A 19,373-nucleotide genomic window follows, 5' to 3' on the forward strand; every position below is an offset into this window, starting at 1 on the left:
AGGATGGGGTGAGAGGATGGGGTGAGCCCCAATCGGCCTAGACCGGCCTTCCCTTCTATCCTCCCCCTCCCCTCGCGGGAGGGGGTAGGGGGAGGGGGTTCTCTCTCGGCTTGAGCCGGCCCAGACCGTCGCAAACCGGCATGGACGGCGAGTTCGGTGCCCTGCCCATTCTCGCGCGGACGCGCGCAGCCCCTCCCCCTGCCCCCTCCCGCAAGGGGAGGGGGAGAGTGGAAAGCAGGGTCAGGTTAGGGCACCGAATTCCCCGCCCGGCCCCTCACATCAGCCGGCTGGTCACCACGAAGAACAGCACGAAGATCACCCCGAGCCCCCACACCACCGGGGTGACGCCGGAGCGGCGGCCGAGGGCGAGGCACAGCAGGATGTAGGCGAAGGTGCCGATCGCCATGCCGTTGATCAGGTTGTTGCTGAGCACCGTGACCAGCAGCATCAGCACCACCGGCACGGCGTTGGCGAGGTCCGACATGTCGACCCGCGCCAGCCCCTGCAGCATGAAGATGCCGACCACCACCAGCGCCGGCGCCGTGGCCTGGGGCGGGATGATGACGAAGACCGGCCAGACGAACAGCGCCAGCACGAAGCAGGCCGCCACCACCACCGAGGTCAGCCCGGTGCGGCCGCCGGCCTGGACGCCGGCGACGGATTCGATGAAGGCGGTCACCACCGAGGTGCCGAGCAGCGGCCCGACGATGGTCGCGGTGGCGTCGGTCGAGAAGGCGGCGGTGGCGTTCGGGATCGACCCGTCCGGGCGGCGCAGATTGGCCGCACCGGTAACGCCGATCAGCGTCGCCAGGGTGCTGAAGAACTCGCCGCACAGGAAGTAGAACATCAGCGGCAGCGCCACCACGAAATGCGAGACGAGATAGCTGAAATCGAGCGCCAGGAAGGTGCTGGCCGGCCATTTCGGCAGGGCGAACACCGCCGCCGGCAGCGACGTCACCATGGTGCCGTCATCCTTCAGCGGCACGAAGAAGCCGATCACGGTGAGGGCGGCGATCGACAGGATCAGCGCCCCCGGCACGCCGCGCGCGACCAGCACCGGCGTGACCAGGATGCCGGCCAGGGTCAGCAGCACCGGCGGGCTGGCCAGCGACCCCATCGCCACATAGGTGTTCGGGTTGGCGACGATGAAGCCGGCGCCGCGCAGGCCGATGAACACGATCAGCGTGCCGACCGCGGCCTGGATGCCGATCTTCAGCGCGTCCGGCACCTCCTTCGCCACCTTCTCGCGCAGCTTCGACAGGCTCAGGGCCAGGAAGATCACGCCGGTGACGGCGACCATGGCCAGCGCCCCCTGCCACGGGATGCCCATCTGCTTCACCATCACATAGGCGAAGACGATGTTGGACCCCATCGCCGGCGCCACCGCCAGCGGCAGGTTGGCGGTCAGCCCCATCATCAGGCTGCCGAAGATCGCGGCCAGGGCGGTGGCGATCACCAGGTCGCCGCGGTCCATGCCGGCGGCGGACATGATCGCCGGGTTGACGGCGACGATATAGGCCATCGCCGCGAAGGTGGTGAGGCCGGCGATCACCTCCTGCGGCAGCGAGCTGCCGCGCTCGGACAGCCTGAAGCGGCGGTCGAGCCAGTTGGACGACGCCCGGACATTGGAAACGGTCATGAGCCCCCCTCGCCCGGGTCTGCGCCGGGTCGGTTCGATCGGAACGGCGCTCCCCCTACCAGATGACGGGGTGGGTCTCCCCGCTCTGCACATTGACGAAGCCCTGCGGCGCCTGCTCGCAGGGCGCCACCAGCACCCAGCGCCAAGGCGCGCAGGTCAGGGTGGCGAAGATCAGCCGCTCCGGAAAGCCCGGGAACCAGCGCGGATGGAAGGTCGGCTCGTACATCCAGTCGATGCCCTCGGCCGCGGCGTAGAGCGCCTGCATCTCGGCGTCGAGCTCCTCCGGCGGCCGGCAGCTCATCAGCCCGCCGATCTCGTAGCGCACCGTGGCCAGCACCTCGCCGTTGCGCACCAGGGCCCAGCCGCCCTGCAGCGCGGTCAGGGTGTTGACCGCCAGCGCCATGGCAGCGTCGGAAGAGCCGGTGACCCAGATGTTGTGCTTGTCATGCGCGACCGAGCAGGCCAGGGCGGTCTCCGGCGTGCGCGGGCCGCAGCCGAGCCAGAACATCTTCGCCACCCGCCCCTCGCCGGAGAAGCGGTCGACGATGGCGAACTTCGTGATGTTGCGGTCCGGGTCGCGCTGCACCGCGCCGTCGCGCACCGGCAGCTCGGCGGTGATGAAGCCGTCGTCCCAGTGGAACGGCCGCAGCAGCGCCGCCTGCATGGTCTCCCGGCCCGGCACGGCCGGCAGCGCGAAATCCGCCGCCGTCAGGTCGCGCTTGATATTGACCGTCTGCCGCGCCCAGCCCGGCCAGTCGATCGCCGGCACCGGGCCGGTGTAGCGCTGGCCCTCCGACACCTTCTGCCCGTCCGACCAGACCTCGGCGATCTCCAGGCTCGCCACGTCGGACAGCAGCACGACATCGGCGTAGCGTCCCGGCGCCAGGCTGCCGACCCAGGGCGTCAGCCGCATGTGCCGGGCCGGGTTCAGGGTGACGCACTGGATCGCGATCTCCGGCGCCAGCCCGTGCCGGATTGCCAGCCGGGCGTTGTGGTCGGTGGCGCCGAGCTTGAACGTGTCCGACACGCTGCGGTCGTCGGTGGTGAAGGCGACCTGCGACCAGTCGGCCAGGCCCTTCTCGATCAGCCAGGGGATCACGTCCGGCATCGAATAGGGCCGCAGCTCGACGAAGATGCCGTGGGTCAGCTTCTCCCACACCTCCTCCGGCGTCCACGCCTCGTGGTCGGAGGCCAGGCCGGCGGCGGCGAAGGCGCTGATCGCGGCGGTGTCGCGCAGCCCGGCGCCATGGCCCTCGACCACGCCGCGCTGCTCGAAGGTGGCGCGGATCATGCCCCACAGCCGCGGATAGGACGGGTTCTCCGGGTTCCAGACCGCCGGCCAGTCCATCACCTCGTCCAGCCCGGCGACCATCAGGCTGTGCTTGAGAAAACCCTTCTGCTCGTCATAGCCGTACCAGCCGCCGCCCCATTCATAGGCCGTGGGCGGCACCGCCGATCCCGGCAGCGGGAAGATCTTCAGGGGCGAGCCGCGGCGCCGGGCCTCGAACCAGAAGGCCAGGTTGTTCGGCCCGTCGACATTGGAGAATTCGTGGCTGGCCTCGCAGGTCCAGGTGTTGCCGCGCGGCAGCACCAGCGCCGCCTCCCATTCCGGCGTCAGATGCGTGCTCTCGATATGCTTGTGCACCTCGCCGAAACCCGGCACCGCTGCCAGATCCGGCTTCTCCACCCGCCGCGCCGCGGTGCCCGGATAAGTCCCCGTCGGCCCGGTCCAGGCGATGCGCCGGCCCTTGATCGCGATCTCCTGGTCGTCGCGCCAGCTGCGGGTGTGGACATCGAGCAGCCGGCCCACCCGCAGCAGCGTGTCGGCCGGGCGCTTGCCCAGCGCGACCAGCACCAGGTCCTGGCGGATCGCCACCTCGTCCTCGCCACCGATCAGGAGGTCGTCGGGCAAGGAGGTCGCCATGGCCGGTCTCCGAATAGGTATGTCCGACCTTTAGCGCCGGATCATCCCACCGGGCAAGCGTTTGCAGACCAGGGGGCACGGCCCTCAGCCACAAAAATCCTATCTGGCCTCAGAGGATCTCGAAGACGTCGTAGGCCGCGCCGCCCGGCTGGCGTTCGCCGATGCCGACCGCCACGATCCGGTTGAGCCAGGCATGGGCCGGCGCGGCGGTCTCGAAGAACGGAGCAATCCGCAGATAGTATTCGGACCGCCCGACGGCCTCGCCCCGCGCGATCCGGTCGCTGACCTCGGGTGCGGCATGCCGCACGCCGCGATAGGTCATCAGGATCAGCGCCCCGTCATCGGTCAGCAGGGTCAGCCGGACATCCTGCTGGAACGAGCCGTCGGCGCGGGTCAGCAGCAGGTCCGAGCCGCCATGCGGCAGCACTTCGCCGGCCAGCCGCTCGCCGTCGAACCGTCCACCCGACACCGGCACGACCCGGCGCTCGCCGGCCGGCGTCAGGCCCAGCTCGTGAATCGGGTGGAGGGCGATCGAGATGGTGAACAGGGGACGCGACATCAATTCGGTCATGGGAGCCTCCGATCAAGCGAGAGAGTCCCCCATTTGGCGCACGTCCGCCCGCCGGCGCAAAGCGAGCGATCTTGCCCGTCATCTTAAGCCAGCCTTAACATGAACCATGTCGAAACGCCTGCCGGCCATGGACTCGCTGCGCTTCCTCGAAGCCGGGGTCCGCCACGCCAACTTCACCAGGGCGGCGGCCGAGCTCGGCGTCACCCCGGCCGCCGTCAGCCTGCGGATCCGCGATCTCGAAGCCGAGCTCGGGGTGGCGCTGTTCCGCCGCTCCGGCCCGACCGTGACCCCGACCGAGGCCGGCGCGGCGCTGGCGGAGCACGTGGCCCGGGCCCTGGGCCTCCTCCGCGCGGCGGTCGAGGATTGCCGCGGCGCGGCCGAGCCTCTGCGCGTGACCGCCGTCCCGACCTTCGCCATGCGCTGGCTGACGCCCCGGCTCGCCGCCTATCACGCCCTGCCCGACGCCGTGCCGATCCGGCTCGACGTCTCGGCCGAGCTGCGGCCGGCCGAAGGCTTCGACATTGCGATCCGGACCGGCCACGGCGACTGGCCCGGCTTCGAGGCGACGGCCCTGATGCCGGTCGAGGCCACGCCGATGCTGAGCCCGGCGCTGGAGGCCAGGGTGAAGCTGTCGTCGCCGGCGGATTTGGCGGGTTTGCCGCTGCTGCCCCATGACGGCTGGCGGCGCTGGTTCCAGGAGGCCGGGGCCGAGGTCCCCGGTCTGCGCTTCTATGCCGACGACTACCCGACGCATGAGCTCGACGCCGCGGCCGCCATCGAGGGCGCCGGCGTGGCGCTGCTGTCGCCGCTGCTCTTCGGGGCGCTGCTGCGCGACGGCAAGCTGGTCCAGCCCTTCCCGCACGTCATCCGCGGCCCGGCCGCCCACCACGCTCTGCTTCAGCCCGGCGAGGCGCGCCCCGCCGTGCTCCGCTTCCGCGGCTGGCTGCAGGAGGAGGCAGGCCGGCCGCTCTGAGAGACCGTTTGGAAATGCGCTGGCGTGAGTCGGATGGCGGTGGTTTCGAGAACCGGCGCGCAGCGGACGTTTGGGTCCGTGAGCACCGGAAGCGCAGAAACCGCCGTCAGACGGCCGCGCCAGTAGCATTTCCAAACGGTCTCTGAGTCACACCGCCTCCTCCTCCCCCAACGCCGAGATCGTGCGCTCGGTCTCGCCGCTGCGGGCGCGGGCGACCTCGGTGATGGTGCGGCGCAGGTCGGGATGGGCGCTGGCCAGGGCCTGCAGGTCGCGGGCGGTCAGCGCCAGCAGCTTGCAGAAGGCGATGGCGGTGACCGTGGCGTTGCGGCGGCCGCTGATCAGCACCGCCATCTCGCCGAAGAAATCGCCGCGACCGAGCCGGAACTTGCGCCCGCCGCGGCCGATCTCGACCGCGCCGGAGGAGATGAAGTACATGGTGTCGCCGCGCTCGCCGGCCTGGACGATGGCCTCGCCCGGCACCGCGAAGATCGGCTTCAGCAGCTTGCAGATCTGCTCGATCCGCTCCTGCGACAGGCCCTGGAAGAACGGCAGGCGGCGCACCAGCTCGGCGGTGCTGAGCCCGAGGTCCAGCTGCGGCCGCTTCTGCAGCGTCTCGTACAGCCGGCCGACGTCGCGCTGCAGGTCCTCGTAGATCTCGCCGCTGATGAACTGCTGGTTGCGCAGCTCGTCATACTCCGCCGCCTCCAGCCGCAGCGCCGCCCAGCGCAGGAAGCGCTCCGACATCCGCCGCTCATAGTCCGGATACTGCAGCCGCCAGGCCTCGATCGCGGCGACGACGGCGTCGAGCCGGGTGGTCAGCACGGCGTCGAGCGACTGCCACACCTCGGCGCCGAGCAGCCGGCGCATCTCGGCCTCGGCATGGCGCTTCAGCATCTCGATCATCATCCGCGCCACCTTCAGCATCTCCAGCCGGTCGGCGATGCGGCTGGACAGCGGCGCCTCCCAGCCGGTGTATCGCTGCAGCAGGATGGCGAGGCGGAAGCTCGGCCCGAAGCCGATGTTGCGGGTGGCCGCCGCGAGATAGCCGGCGCGGCCGCCGGTCATCGCCGCGTCGTGCAGCCGGCCGACCTGGGCCAGCAGGTCGGCGGTGGTGCGGCGCGACATCAGCTTCTGGTCGAAATGCTCGACCACCAGGTCGCGCTCGCGGTTGGCCAGGGCCATCAGCCCCATCCGCTCGCGCTCCTTCGGGTCCAGCATGAAGGGCCGGCTGGCCAGGCCGCTGAGCCGGCTGCGATAGGCCTCGGCCGCCTCCTTGGCCACCTCGGGCGCGAGGTGCTGCTCCGCGGCGATCTCCTCGATCCGCTCGGCGATGCCCTCGCGCGCCTGGTGCAAGGCGCGGTCGCGCAGCGCCAGCTCGGTCGGGCTCAGCGCGTTGAGGCCGAGCGACCGCATCACCATGCCCAGCGTGGTGGCGTTGATCAGCAGCGTCCACAGCACGAAGCCGGTGGCCAGCACCACCACGAAATGCGTCGCCTCAGGCCCCAGCAGCGGGTTCTCGCTGACCGCCAGCGCCAGCGCCAGGGTGACGGCGCCGCGCAGGCCGCCCCACAGAATCACCAGGCGATAGGGCGTGCTGACCGGCTGCGCCACCTTGAGCCAGGTCAGCAGCGGCAGCATTCCCCACAGCACGATGGCGCGGGCGGCGAAGGCCGCGGCCACCAGCACCAGCAGCAGCACGCCATCCTCGACCGTGGCATCGCGCAGGAACTCCGGCACCAGCATGGCGGCGAAGATGAAGATCAGGGTCGAGGCGCAGAAGCCGAGCAGCGCCCACACCTTCTCGAGCCCCTCCCAGCCCTCGGCCGAGATCCGCACCCGGCCGGTGGAGCCGACCACCAGCGCCACCGTCACCACCGCCACGACGCCGGAGACGTGCAGGTAGCGCTCGGCCACGACATAGGCGATGTAGGGCAGCGCCAGGGTGAAGGCGACCTCGGCCACCGGGAACCGGTTCAGCGGCCGCATCACCATGAAGGCCAGGCGCCCGGCGATGAAGCCGAACAGGCCGCCGCCGATGAAGAAGCGCAGGAACAGCAGCGGCGCGCCGCCGGCATCGGCCTCGCCATGGCCCTCGCCGCCGCCGCCGGCGGTCAGCAGGCCGACCAGCACGATGTAGAGGGTGATGGCCGCGGCATCGTTGAGCAGGCTTTCGCCCTCGACCAGGATGGTCAGGCGCCGGGGCGCGCCGGCGTCGCGGAAGATGCCGATCACCGCCGCCGGGTCGGTGGTGGCGACGATGGCGCCCAGCAGCAGGCACAGCAGCAGGCCGTAGCTCGAGGCGCCCCACAGCGCCACGCCGACCACCAGGCTGCACACCAGCACGGCGACCACGGCCAGGGTCAGGATCGTCGCCCCGTCATCCATCATCCGCCGCACATCCATGTGCAGCCCGGCCTCGAACAGCAGGATCGGCAGGAAGATGTGCAGGATCGCCTCGGAGCGGATCTCGCCGCCGGTCAGCGCATGGGCGAATTCGGACATGGCGCCGCCGCCGCCGATCGCGCCGGTGACGCTGCCGATGCTGCCGATGGCGATGCCCAGCCCGGCGATCAGCACCGAATGCGGCAGCGACAGGCGTGCGGCCAGTGGCTGCAGCAGCGCCACCAGCACGATCAGGACGGATATGGCGAGCACCGCCAAAGCGATATCGGGCATGGCTTCCCATCGTCAGAACCGGGTGCCCCCCGGCACGGCGATACTACACGACCGACGCCGCCTGTCGCCGGTGATGGTGGTCACGCAAGGGTCAGATCAGCCCGGCGCGTCGCCTCCCCCGGCCATGAGGCCTGTCGAGCGGTTCGGGTTGTGGATGGAGCCGCCAACCTCAACTTTATTGTCATTGCCGGGCTTGGGCCGGCAATCCAGGGGCCACCGGGAGCTGCTCTGGCCGCCCCTGGATCCTCGGGTCAAGCCCGAGGATGACAAAAAGTTGGATAAGAGTGCTCTGGCTAGAGCGCGAAATCCGCCGCGACGAGCGCGAGGGCGCCGGTGAGCTGGATGTGGAAGTCAGAGACGCCGTCGCCGTTGACGTCGCCGGCGATGGTGGTGACGCCGGGGGCGGTGACGGCGGCGCGCAGTTGCCCGGCCACGCCGGTGTAGAGGCCGGCGCCGATGAAGGTGAAGGCCTGGTCGCCGGCGGCGCCGGTGTTCGCGTCGATGTCCGCCAGGTCGATGTGATCGCCCTGGGCGTGGCTGAAATCGGTGATCCGGTCGGCACTGGCCCCGACCGCGCTGTCGCTCGTGACCGAGTAGACGAAGTGGTCGGCCCCGACCCCGCCCGTGAGCGTGTCCTTGCCGCCGCCGCCCAGGAGCACGTCGTCGCCCTCATAGCCGTTCAGCGCATTGGCTCCGCTGCTGCCGATCAGCGCATCGCCGCCCTTGCTGCCGTTGACGTTCTCGATCGCGACGAAGGTGTCGCCGGCGGCGTTGCCGCCGCTGCCCGCGCCGGCGGCGAGGTTCACCGTGACGCCGGTGGCCTCGCCCCAATAGCTGGCGAGGTCGATTCCGGCGCCGCCATCCAGATGGTCGGCGCCGCCGCGCCCGCGCAGCACGTCGTCGCCGTTCCAGCCCCGCAGCGCGTTGGCGCCGGCATCGCCGGAGAGGGTGTCGCTGCCCTGGCTGCCGCTGATGTTCTCGATCGCGACCAGGGTGTCGCCCTCGGCCTCGCCGCCGCTGCCGGTGCCCGCGGCGAGGTCGACGATGACGGCTTCCGGACGGGTGTAGTAGCTGGCGGTGTCGATGCCGGTGCCGCCGTCGAGATGGTCGGCGCCGCTTTCGCCATAGAGCACGTCGTTGCCGTCGCCGCCGTTGAGGATGTCGTCGTCATCGCTGCCCCGCAGGATGTCGACGCCGCCGAGACCGTTGAGGACGTCGTCCCCGCCCCGGCCGTCGAGCAGGTTGTTCCCGGCCGAGCCGGTCAGGATATCGTTGACGAGGAAGGCGCCGTAGACATTCTCGATGCCGGACAGCACATCGCCCGTGGCATCGCCGCCGCTGGCGGTGCCGGCGCTGAGATTGATCGTCACGGCGGCGGAGCCGGCATAGTCGACCAGGTCGATCCCGGCGCCGCCGTCGATCTGGTCAGCCCCGCTGCCGCCCGTCAGGTGATCGTCACCGGCCCCCCCGATCAGCGTATCGTTGCCGGCCAGCCCGTCGAGCTCGTCATCGCCGTCGGCGCCATTGATGACATTGGCGGCGATATTGTTGCCGATCAGCGTGTCCCCGCCCAGGCCACCGATGATATTCTCCACATCGACAACGCTGTCGCCGGAGGAGTCGTTGGCGCCGCCGGAGCCGACGCCGTTCAAGAGGTTGAGGACCACCGCGACGGTGGCGGCGGCATAGCTGACGGTATCGATGCCCGCGCCGCCTTCGAGCCGGTCCGCGCCCGCGCCCCCGGTCAGCACGTCATCGCCGGCGCCGCCGACCAGCTTGTCGTCGCCGATGCCGCCATCGATCAGGTCGGTGCCCCCGCCGCCGTAAATGGCGTCGTTTCCGCCGAGACCGTTCAGGGTGTCATTGAAGGCCGTCGCCTGCGCAATATCGGTGTAGCCGGGCGGCAGGACCACCCCGTCGCCGAGCAGATGAATCAGGTCGTTTCCCGCGGTCCCGTTAACGACGGCCATTTTTATTGTTCTCCAGCTGAAAAAGGCGCGGCAACCCGCACCGGCGGCGATTCTGCATAAGATCAAATGTGGCGCATCTCCCAGATGGGGGGGCGCGGACGATTTTCCTGCGTCCAAAGAAAAACGAGTCCCCCTCCCCTTGCGGGCTACGGCATTCACACATCGATCAGTGAGACCGACCGCAGGTGAGGGAACAGATTACCTCTCCCGCTTGCGGGAGAGGTCGGACAACAGGGCCCGGCGAGTGGGCGGGTGAGATGTGTGAATCCGGTAGCCCGCAAAGGGAGGGGACTAAGAAGGAGCAGGTGACGCCCATTCTGAAAAGATCTCCAGCGCGGGAGGCGAAACCGGTGAGAGCCCCTACCCGTTCACCCGCTTCACCTCGAACCGCTCCGGCGGATGGGCGATGGCGTCCTGGGCGGCGACCAGCTGGATCTCGCGCTTGCCCGAGAGATGCGTCGCCTCCATCACCGCATAGACCGTGCCGGCGGTGCGGCCCAGCGCCACGGCGGGGTCGCCGCTGCGCAGCCAATGCGCCAGGAACAGCGCCGCGGTGATGTCGCCCGAGCCGTTGACCGAGATCGGCAGCCGCGGCGTCGCCACGATCCAGGCCCCGTCCGGCGCCACCGCCAGCATCTCGATCACGCCCTCCGGCGCGTCGCGGCGGATCAGGCTGGTGACCAGCACGATCTTCGGCCCGGTCGCCTGCACCTTGCGCGCGGCCGCCAGCGCATCGTCCAGCGTGGCGATGGCCCGGTCGTCCCCCACCCCGGCGCCCAGCCCGGCCAGGTATTCCAGCTCGAACTGGTTCGGGGTGATGATGTCGGCCTGCGGCACCGCCTTGTCGCGCATGAACTCCGGCAGGCCGGGGCGGACGAAGAAGCCGCGGTCGACATCGCCCAGCACCGGGTCGCAGCAATACACCGCCCGCGGGTTGGCCGCCTTGACCTTGGCCACGGCGTCGAGCACGACATGGCCCAGCGACACGTCGCCCATATAGCCGGACAGCACGGCGTCGCAGCCCGGCAGCACGCCGCGCTCCTCGACCCCGCGCAGCACCTCGGCGATCTGGTCGGCCGGCAGCACCGGGCCGCGGAAGCTGCCATAGCCGGTGTGGTTCGAGAAATGCACGGTCAGCACCGGCCAGACATCGATGCCGAGGCGCTGCAGCGGGAACACCGCGGCGCTGTTGCCGACATGGCCATAGGCGACGGAGGACTGGATCGACAGGATGGCGGTCACGGGTCGGCTTTCTTTCGTTCGGTGTCGTAGGTTGGGTTCGCTCTTGCGAACCCAACAATGGCTCGGGCTGCGGGATGTTGGGTTCGCAATCGCGAACCCAACCTACGCCGCGGCTGGAACGATGCCTCTCCCGCTTGCGGGATCTTTTCAGCATTCCAAACATCGTCATTGCGACCCCGGCCTTGAGCCGGGGGAAGCAATCCAGGGGCCGATGCGTGCAGCCCCTGGATTGCTTCGTCGGCTTCGCCTCCTCGCAATGACGGTGAGGGATGGGCGTTGTGAAAAGGTCCCGACACGCGGGAGAGGCAACGCGAAAGGACCTCGGATCGCGGCATCATCACGCCGCCGCCAAACTCAAATCCGGATCGCTCCGCAGCAGATCCACCAGCACCCGCAAGCCGCGCTCCAACTCCTCGGCATCGGCGGCGGCCGTGAGCGTGATGCGCATGGCGTGCGGCGTCTCGGCCCGGCCGGGCACGAACAGCTCGGTCGAGGTCATGGCCAGGCCGCGCTGCCGCGCCGCCGCCACCACCTCCTGTGCCCGCCACGGCTCCGGCAGTTCCAGCCAGATGTGGAAGCAGCCGGGCTGGCTAGCCCAAGTCAGCCCCTCCAGCGCCCGCGCCGCCACCGCGTGGCGCGCCTTGGTCTCGCGCCGGATGCGGTCGGCCAGCACGTCGCAGGTGCCGTCCTCGATCCAGTCGGCGACGATCTGCCCCATCACCGGCGGCGCCATCCAGTTGGTGGCGCGGGCGGCGGAGCTGAAGCGCCCCAGCCGGTCGGCCGGCATGGCGGCGAAGCCGATGCGCAGCGACGGCGCCATCGCCTTCGACGCCGCGGTGATGTAGATGCTGCGCTCCGGCGCATAGCTGGACAGGGCCGGCGGCGGGTCCTCGGCCACCGTGCCGTAGATGTCGTCCTCGACGATGGTGATGCCCAGGTCGCGGCACAGCTCGGCGATCGCCTTGCGGCGCTCGACCGACATGGTCTTGGTGGTCGGGTTGTGCAGCGTCGGGGTGGTGTACAGCAGCCGAGCGCCCGAGGCCCGGGCCGCGGCCTCCAGCGCCTCCGGGATCATCCCCTCCCCGTCCATGGCGACGGCCTTGAGCGACAGGCGCAGCAGGCTGGACAGGGCGCGGACGCCGGACCAGGTCAGCTCCTCCACCAGGATCGGGTCGCCGGGGTCGCAGAACGCCATCAGCGCGGCGGTGATGGCGTGCTCGGCGCCGCTGGTCACCAGCACGCGCTCGGGCCCGACCTCGATGCCGCGGCGGCGGATCCACTGCGCCCCGGCGGCCCGGTGCTCCCACCGCCCGGTATGGGCCTGGTAGTTGATCAGCTCGCCCAGCATGTTGGACCCGGCGATGCGACGCAGGGCCTCGGCGTATTCCGGGGCGACGACATGGGTGGGCGGTCGGTTGACGCCCAGCTCGATGGTCTGCGGCCCGCCGACCGCCGGCATGTCGAGCGTGGCCTGGGACCGGGCGCCGGCCTTGACGAAGCTGCCGCGCCCGACCTCGCCGGCGACCAGGCCGCGGCGCTCGGCCTCGGCATAGGCGCGGCTGACGGTGCCGACGGTGACGCCGAGCCGCCAGGCGAGGTCGCGATGGGTCGGCAGCCGCTCGCCGACCTTCAGCCGGCCGGCATAGACGTCCTCGGCGATGGCATCGGCGATGCGGAGATATTTCGGCCCCGCGCGGTCGACCAGCGACGGCATCCACATGGCGGCCTCCTCCTTGCGTGGCGCGATTGTGCCACGATTGTCTCGATCCGCATCAGAGCATGATCGGGACAATCAGGACAAGGAGGGGTAGGATGCAAGGGAGACAGGGCAGGATTGTCTGGGTGCGGGGGAAACCATTGCGCTGCAGTCTCGATAGTCGGCGCAAGCAGCGTAATGGAAGCGGCGAGTTACTTCGGAGCCGGTCTAGTTACGAGGAATATTATTTGCTCAAGAGCCCAGATTGTTCGGCCGATTCGCAGCAGTGATAGCAGCACGGCATACGCCAAGAATACCACCAGCCATCGGCTTGACGAGGTATCTCGGTCGAACAACAGGCACGTGAGCGCGACAATCGTTGCGAGGGCCAGGGTCCGAATCGTAGCGCTGAAGATCTTCCACAGTTTTGGGTACTCCGCGCTTTCACGAACCACCGATATACGATCAGATGTCGAGAAGCCGAGCACGATCGACGTTGCCGTGATCACGAATCCAAGTAGAGAGCCAAATATCGAAGCGGTCGTTCCATAGAAGGCGGCCCGATTGCCTTGCAGCACCGCATCCGTAACGACCGCCCCGCCGCTGGCCGTATACCAAAAGGCGAAGGCGGCTGCGAGCGATAGGGCCAATACCAGCTCGACCGCGAGGAAGTGTCGCCTCCAAAATCCTGGCAGGCGGATCATGACGAGAGGCTTACGGCTTGGCGCAACTCACCCGCCAACTCGTCATGTGCAGCCCGGATTGCCGCAAACGCGGAATCTGGATTGATCGCTCGGCTTCTCTCGCCGATCCTCATGACCTGTTTCCGCGCGATCAATTGATCGCGCAGGAGGTCGATTGTTTCGACTTTATTGCTCTCATCATGCTTCCCCTTGACCTGAAAACGCGCGACGTTCTCGCGGAGCTCGCGTCCCCGAAGCAGTGCTTTTAGGGGACTCAGCAGTCGCCGAAGAGCCTCGCGGCGGCCGTCCTTGGCGGGTTGTAGGACCAGTCGAATCTCTTCCGCATCACCATCCAGCACTCGCGCATTCGCAGCGAATGCGTCGCCAAGCGAGGTGTCAGCCTGCCGGATCGTCTCGGAATAAGAAGCCCTGATCTTGAGATCGAGCAAGCGAAGCTCCGTGAGATGATCCAGTTGTTCCGCCACATCAAGGCGTAATAGCGGTTCGAAAGTGGCAAGAGGAATAATGTTTCCCGATTTGACCCGCAGATAAAAACCAAGACGAGACAAACGAGGGCCGTAAAAATTAAAGTCAGCCCCAACTATATTGTCTGAAAAGAATACGACGTGGACAGGCTCAAGAAGCCCCGCGTCGGTTGCAATATTAAGGTCAGAAACTGTCCCAGCTTGCTCTAATTGAGGTAAACCGGTGCGCCGGATTTGACAGAACCGCATGGTCGCAACATCACTTGTCGTAGGCCAAACGCAAAGTGCGTTGCCATCCTCGTCTACGAGATAGCGACCTGATTGGCCATCAGCGAAAGGCATGCCGCCGATTGCGGTCAGAGCCGGGGTAGGATCGAATATTAACGGCTGCCCGCGCCCATCGGCGCCGATGTTTGCACGGTAGAAATGAATTTTCCGTTCAAGCGTCGGTGCGACGCGACTCCGTCGTGCCATCAATCCCCCTATTCGGCTCTACGCCGCCAACTAAGTGAACAAAATTCGCACTATTTTCCGATTCGCCGGATTCAGAGATAATATACCTAAGTTGCTATCATCCATTGCTCCCGAGATATGCCGGTCTAATAATCAAAATCCCTAATACGCCCAGCCACGACAAGGAGAATTATAGCGTACGCCTGCTGCGCTGGGAAGTCTGCGCAACTCGCCCGCTTCTGTCATCCGTCTCGAGGCGTTGGGCTATGCAGCGCTGATAGGACAACTGATTATGCCGAGTGATCGCGCAAGGGGACGACTTCGATCACGTCGACAATGCACGAATTGGCGAGCGAAGCAGATTGACAGGCCGCTAACAGATGGCCCGCTCGATCGGATCCCACACATGCTCTGACGGATAGGCGCCTAACAGTGCGCTGCTATCGCAATTTCCGGAGAGGATCGGCGCGCCGGCATCTGCGGATCTTTGCGAAGGCCGGATTCAAATCCTCCGACTGACTCGACCGTGTGAATTCGGCTTGTTGACATTTGCACGGCCAGTTTACTTTTGAGAAATCCGTTGACAAATTCTGAGATATGCCCAATCGTTATCCTCCATTCTGGAGCCGCCAATGACCCCCTGGGAACACCATCCAGCACTCTTGCGCGATCGCTTGGTCACGATCGCACAGCTGATCACGCGCGGCCGAAACGATGCGCTGGACCGCTATGACGCCAGCGTAGGTTGCATCAGCTGGACAGTCGGATGTGAGGCTTTCGCCTTTCAGAAGCACCGGATCCAGGAAGCGGCTGCCGGTATTGACTGGCTCGATATTCTCGATCCTACGATGCAGTTCGTTTTCAGCATCGGCGGTGTACCTGTAAGATTTTACCGCGGCGAACCTGACGACCCCAATATGCGGACGCTGAGGCAGACGTTCTCAGAATTGAAGCAAATGAGCCTCTTCAGTGCGGAAGAGTTGGTGAAGCTGACCGCAACGCCCCTCTACCGGTTTGCCGTGGAGACCGACATCGACGGGGCGATTGTCGCGGTGACCTTTCTCGTCCTCGCGGGTGATACGCCAGTGCTGACTTGGCAGGTGCCATTGGACACGCCAGTGACCAAGGTGTCGCCACTCTGGGTCGAAGGCAGCGAGGGTGTCGATCTTCCTGTTCCTTCGGTCGGAATTGCGTCAAAGAGAAAGAAGGACGGCACGTCCGAATGATCGGACGCCATTTTAGGACCGAAGCAGGGAGCGGTCGCTAGACTGGTAGAATATGGAACAGAAGCCGAAAATCGCGGGCGAGCAACTACGGCTCGCCCGACTTGCTCATGGATTCTCGCTTGAGGAGGTTGGCGAACTGGTCGGCGCCACCCGGCAGTTCATCCACCAGCTTGAGACAGGGTCCCGTTCGCCGTCCGATGAGATCATCGAGGCGCTCGGCGATGTACTCGGTGTGACGTCGGCCTTTCTGGCCGAGCCCATCCCATCCACAGTCAGGCCGGAGCAATGCCACTTTCGAGGTCACATCACCCGACCGGCATCCGTTACGAGCCAAGTTCTTGCGAGAGGGACTCTGCTCGACAAGTTCGTCGCCGCCATGGAGCGGCATCTGGACCTGCCGGGTGTCGCCTTTCCGGACCTGCCCGCCAGCACCGTCGAGGAGATTGAGCAAGCAGCGGAAGACGCCCGACGTTGCTGGGGCCTCGGAACCACAGGCCCTATCACTAGCATGATGCGTGTGGTCGAAAACGCTGGGGCCATTGTTACTTATTTCGGCGATCTATCCGACCGGGTCGATGCCTTCTCAATGGACCGACGCCGCCCCATCATCGTGCGCAGTTCTCTCAAGGAGAGCCTGGGTCGGCAGCGGTTCGACTTCGCCCACGAGTGCGGTCACCTCATCATGCATCGGGGTATTCAGACTGGCGACCGGACGACGGAAGATCAGGCGCACCGGTTTGCCAGCGCCTTTCTGTTCCCGCGAGGCGCCGTTCTGCGCGAATTTCCGCGCGGACGGGTAATCAACTGGAGCGCGCTCTTTGAACTGAAACTGAGGTGGAAGATGTCAGTCCGTGCGATCGTTCGACGAGGTTACGACCTGAAGATGCTGTCGCCAGCTCAATATCGGACAGCAAACATCCACCTAGTTAAAACAGGTCAGGCGAAGGTGGAGAAATACGACGACGACGGTAGCCTTCCGGTCGAACAACCTGAGTTGCTGCCATCAGCTCTCAGCGCGTTGGACGAAGCTATCCATGGTGGAGCCCGCTCGGTCGGTGAAGAAATTGGCCTCTCGCCCTCCATGATTGAGCTGATCACAGGCACACGCCTCCCCGCCTCCGATCCGTCTCTAGAAGACTCCAAGGTCGTTCGTCTTCGTCGCTTCTGATCCATGGACTGTACCCCGGGTGAGACAATGGAGTTCGGGTGATAGGGGGCAGAATTTCAGAACTGCAGGAATTGCGGTGAAAGTGCACTTTTAGCGGGCCTTCGCCCTCTGGCGGACCGCACTTGCTCCTGAGGGCGCACACTCACCGCACTCCCGAAACCCTTAATAAAGCTTCGCGATCAGGCGGTCGTCCAGGCGGTGGTTCCGGGCATAGTCGTACAGGTCGTCATTATACCGGGTGAAGTTCTCGTACACCTTGTCCACCAGCGCGATCGCCGTCTGGTGCTGCTCGGAGACGAATGCGAAGTTTTTGTCGCATGAGTGACCGGGATTCACTCATGGATCGGGGATGTGGATTTTTTCCCCGCCGCATGTCGAATCCGGCACCGTGCCGACGACCAGGGCCATCACCAACCGCCGACGAGGCATTGATGCCCAGGTCCGACCAGCCCCCCACAGGCGCCCATGACGACGACCTGCTGCGGTTCGAGGCGCAGGGTGCCGCGCCCCTGCCGGCGGCCACCGACCAGGGCCATTTCGAGAATGACGGCGCCCGGATCTGGTACGCGACCTATGGGGCCGGTTCCCCGGTGATCCTGCTGCATGGCGGCCTCGGCCATGGCGGCAACTGGGGGTACCAGGTGCCGGCGCTGGTCGCCGCCGGCCGCCGCGTCATCCTGATCGACAGCCGCGGCCACGGCCGCAGCACCCGCGACCAGCGGCCCTACACCTATGAGCGGATGGCCGGCGACGTGCTGGCGGTGATGGGCACGCTGCGGCTGGACAAGGCGGCGGTGGTGGGCTGGAGCGACGGGGCCTGCACAGCCCTGATCCTGGGCCTGCAGGCCCCCGCCCGCGTCACCGGCGTGTTCTTCTTCGGCTGCAACATGGACCCCAGCGGCACCAAGGCGCTCGACCTGCCGAACCCGCTGCTGGACCGCTGCTTCGGCCGGCACACCCGGGACTATGCCGAATTGTCGGCCACGCCGACCGAGTTCAAGGCCTTCGCCGATGCGGTCGGCGAGATGATGAAGACCGAGCCCAACTACACCGCCAGCGACCTGGCCAAGATCCGGGTGCCGGTCGCGATCGTGCAGGCCGAGCGGGATGAATTCATCAAGCCCGAACACGCCGAGTATCTGGCCCGCAGCATCCCCGGGGCGGAATTGATCATCCTGCCGGACGTCAGCCATTTCGCGCCGCTGCAGCGGCCGGACCGGTTCAACGCCGCGATTCTGGCTTTCCTCGACAAGCTTCCGGCGGCCTAGCCAGACCGCTCCTGCAGGAATTGCGGTGAAAGTGCACTTTTGCGGGCCTTCGCCCTCTGGCGGACCGCACTTGCTCCTGAGGGCGCACTCTCACCGCACTCCCAGAACCCTCAATAAAGCTTCGCGATCAGGCGGTCGTCCAGGCGGTGGTTCCGGGCATAGTCGTACAGGTCGTCATTATACCGGGTGAAGATCTCGTAGACCTTGTCCACCAGGGCGATCGCCGTCTGGTGCTGCTCGGCCGACGGCCGGTACAGGTTGATCTCGTCCTGCAGCCGCGCCACCGTGTCGCCGGTGGCGTGGCCGGTCTCCATCGCCAGGTGATGCGGCCCGAAGAAGACATACTCCTTGCCGGTCCGGGCGCTCAGCTCCTCGGCCGCCTGGCAGGTGGCGGAGAACAGCACATGGCCGTGGCCCTCCAGCGCCTCCAGCACCACATAGCGCTCGAACGGCGTTGCGTAGCGCAGCAGAGCGGAGAAGTCGTAGATCGCCCGGCGGACGCCGATGGTCTCGCGCCCCCACAGGAAGCACATCGCCTCGGTGAAGGTCAGCGCCGGGTTGAAATCGAGCTTCTTGCAGTCGGAGATGAACCAGGCGGAATGCCGCTCATCCTCCAGCGTGTGCTCGTTGACGATGGCCTGGAACATGTCGTCGTCATTGGCCTCGCGATAGACATACCGGTTCAGGTCGCTGAACCCCATCGCGAAAAACGCCATGCAGGGCGCGATGAGTAGCCTCTGCTGCGGGTCGATCGCCGGATCCCGCAGGAAATCGATCAAGGGATGGACCGCGAATTTCTGGTTGTTGTCCTCGATGTACCGATTGATCTGCTCCACGGAACTCTCCTTGGCCGGCCAGGGTGTTCTGGTGCGAGGATTTCGCCTTCGATCTATAGGGCCGGCCCTGGCCGGATCCGCATGCGGAGTGCGGATGGACGTATTCCGAACGCGGATGGTCGCGTCTCGCCCGATTGCAATTAACGCAATGTTCATTGCGCGGGCGGACCGTTATCGTTCATGCTATGTTCTATGAACAAGGCGCATTCCGACTCCACCCCGCAGCCAGCCGCACCGGCCTCCGCCGATGCCGGGCAGGCCGCGCGCATGCTCGACCGGCTGGCCGAGATGGCGATGGAGCGTGCCGAGGCCATGCATGCCGCCTCCCTCGCCGCGATCAAGGCCGGCGACACCACCACGGTCCGGGACCTGGAGCTCTCGCTTGACCGCGCCGGCCGCGGCATCCGCCACGCCCTGGCGCTCAAGGCCCATTTCGCCCGCCGCCACCGCGAGGCGGCGGACCAGGCCGCCGCCGAAGCCCGCGCYCCGATCGAGGAGAAGGCGCGGCGCCGGCGCCAGGTGGCGCGGATCGTCACCAGCTCGATCGCCACCGACCCCAATTT

Annotated in this window: 15 protein-coding genes; 5 read left to right on the forward strand and 10 right to left on the reverse strand. The window is 67.0% G+C overall.

Annotated features, from left to right (window positions below; all coding sequences use genetic code 11):
• Positions 1 to 274: 274 nt before the first annotated feature.
• The 3 genes from AB4Z01_RS32740 to AB4Z01_RS32750 form a co-directional block, all read right to left on the reverse strand.
• On the reverse strand, positions 275 to 1,639 hold the full coding sequence (locus AB4Z01_RS32740) for an NCS2 family permease (RefSeq protein ID WP_441700547.1): 1,365 nt from the start codon (positions 1,637 to 1,639) through the stop codon (positions 275 to 277).
• A gap of 55 nt (positions 1,640 to 1,694) precedes the next feature.
• Complete coding sequence (locus AB4Z01_RS32745) at positions 1,695 to 3,563, reverse strand: adenine deaminase (RefSeq protein WP_441700549.1); 1,869 nt, start codon at positions 3,561 to 3,563, stop codon at positions 1,695 to 1,697.
• A gap of 109 nt (positions 3,564 to 3,672) precedes the next feature.
• A complete protein-coding gene (locus AB4Z01_RS32750) occupies positions 3,673 to 4,134 on the reverse strand; it encodes a DUF3237 domain-containing protein (RefSeq protein WP_441700551.1) in 462 nt (153 codons plus the stop codon).
• A gap of 106 nt (positions 4,135 to 4,240) precedes the next feature.
• Here AB4Z01_RS32750 and AB4Z01_RS32755 point away from each other — a divergent pair, with 106 nt between their 5' ends.
• Entirely contained in the window at positions 4,241 to 5,107 is an 867-nt protein-coding gene (locus AB4Z01_RS32755; protein ID WP_441700552.1) for a LysR substrate-binding domain-containing protein, read from the forward strand.
• A gap of 147 nt (positions 5,108 to 5,254) precedes the next feature.
• On the opposite strand, the gene AB4Z01_RS32760 is transcribed toward AB4Z01_RS32755, so the two are convergent.
• The 6 genes from AB4Z01_RS32760 to AB4Z01_RS32785 all read right to left on the reverse strand — a co-directional run bounded on the left by AB4Z01_RS32760 (position 5,255) and on the right by AB4Z01_RS32785 (position 14,333).
• Entirely contained in the window at positions 5,255 to 7,783 is a 2,529-nt protein-coding gene (locus tag AB4Z01_RS32760; protein ID WP_441700554.1) for a cation:proton antiporter, read from the reverse strand.
• Between the two features lie 293 nt (positions 7,784 to 8,076).
• The gene (locus AB4Z01_RS32765) at positions 8,077 to 9,753 is read right to left on the reverse strand and encodes a calcium-binding protein (RefSeq protein ID WP_441700556.1); all 1,677 of its coding nucleotides are present in this window, start codon (positions 9,751 to 9,753) and stop codon (positions 8,077 to 8,079) included.
• Between the two features lie 360 nt (positions 9,754 to 10,113).
• Positions 10,114 to 10,995 carry a pyridoxal kinase PdxY gene (gene pdxY, locus AB4Z01_RS32770; protein WP_441700558.1) on the reverse strand — a complete coding sequence of 294 codons (882 nt, stop codon included), beginning with the start codon at positions 10,993 to 10,995 and terminating at the stop codon, positions 10,114 to 10,116.
• Positions 10,996 to 11,332: 337 nt separating this feature from the next.
• A complete protein-coding gene (locus AB4Z01_RS32775) occupies positions 11,333 to 12,715 on the reverse strand; it encodes an aminotransferase-like domain-containing protein (RefSeq protein ID WP_441700560.1) in 1,383 nt (460 codons plus the stop codon).
• Positions 12,716 to 12,903: 188 nt separating this feature from the next.
• Positions 12,904 to 13,395: a hypothetical protein gene (locus tag AB4Z01_RS32780; protein WP_441700561.1), complete on the reverse strand. Its 492-nt coding sequence runs from the start codon at positions 13,393 to 13,395 to the stop codon at positions 12,904 to 12,906.
• A complete protein-coding gene (locus AB4Z01_RS32785) occupies positions 13,392 to 14,333 on the reverse strand; it encodes a hypothetical protein (protein ID WP_441700563.1) in 942 nt (313 codons plus the stop codon). The genes AB4Z01_RS32780 and AB4Z01_RS32785 overlap by 4 nt, the downstream gene beginning before the upstream one ends.
• Before the next feature lie 611 nt (positions 14,334 to 14,944).
• Between AB4Z01_RS32785 and AB4Z01_RS32790 the strand changes: the two genes are divergently transcribed.
• The 3 genes from AB4Z01_RS32790 (at position 14,945) to AB4Z01_RS32800 (ending at position 17,974) form a co-directional block, all read left to right on the forward strand.
• The gene (locus AB4Z01_RS32790; protein ID WP_441700565.1) at positions 14,945 to 15,538 is read left to right on the forward strand and encodes a hypothetical protein; all 594 of its coding nucleotides are present in this window, start codon (positions 14,945 to 14,947) and stop codon (positions 15,536 to 15,538) included.
• Between the two features lie 52 nt (positions 15,539 to 15,590).
• On the forward strand, positions 15,591 to 16,706 hold the full coding sequence (locus AB4Z01_RS32795; RefSeq protein WP_441700566.1) for a helix-turn-helix domain-containing protein: 1,116 nt from the start codon (positions 15,591 to 15,593) through the stop codon (positions 16,704 to 16,706).
• Between the two features lie 431 nt (positions 16,707 to 17,137).
• Positions 17,138 to 17,974 carry an alpha/beta fold hydrolase gene (locus tag AB4Z01_RS32800; RefSeq protein WP_441700568.1) on the forward strand — a complete coding sequence of 279 codons (837 nt, stop codon included), beginning with the start codon at positions 17,138 to 17,140 and terminating at the stop codon, positions 17,972 to 17,974.
• Between the two features lie 110 nt (positions 17,975 to 18,084).
• On the opposite strand, the gene AB4Z01_RS32805 is transcribed toward AB4Z01_RS32800, so the two are convergent.
• The gene (locus AB4Z01_RS32805) at positions 18,085 to 18,810 is read right to left on the reverse strand and encodes a hypothetical protein (RefSeq protein ID WP_441700570.1); all 726 of its coding nucleotides are present in this window, start codon (positions 18,808 to 18,810) and stop codon (positions 18,085 to 18,087) included.
• Positions 18,811 to 19,002: 192 nt separating this feature from the next.
• Here AB4Z01_RS32805 and AB4Z01_RS32810 point away from each other — a divergent pair.
• A partial coding sequence (locus tag AB4Z01_RS32810; RefSeq protein WP_441700572.1) for a hypothetical protein occupies positions 19,003 to 19,373 on the forward strand: 371 nt, incomplete at its 3' end.

Source organism: Inquilinus sp. YAF38 (assembly GCF_052113205.1).
Taxonomy (GTDB): domain Bacteria; phylum Pseudomonadota; class Alphaproteobacteria; order DSM-16000; family Inquilinaceae; genus Inquilinus.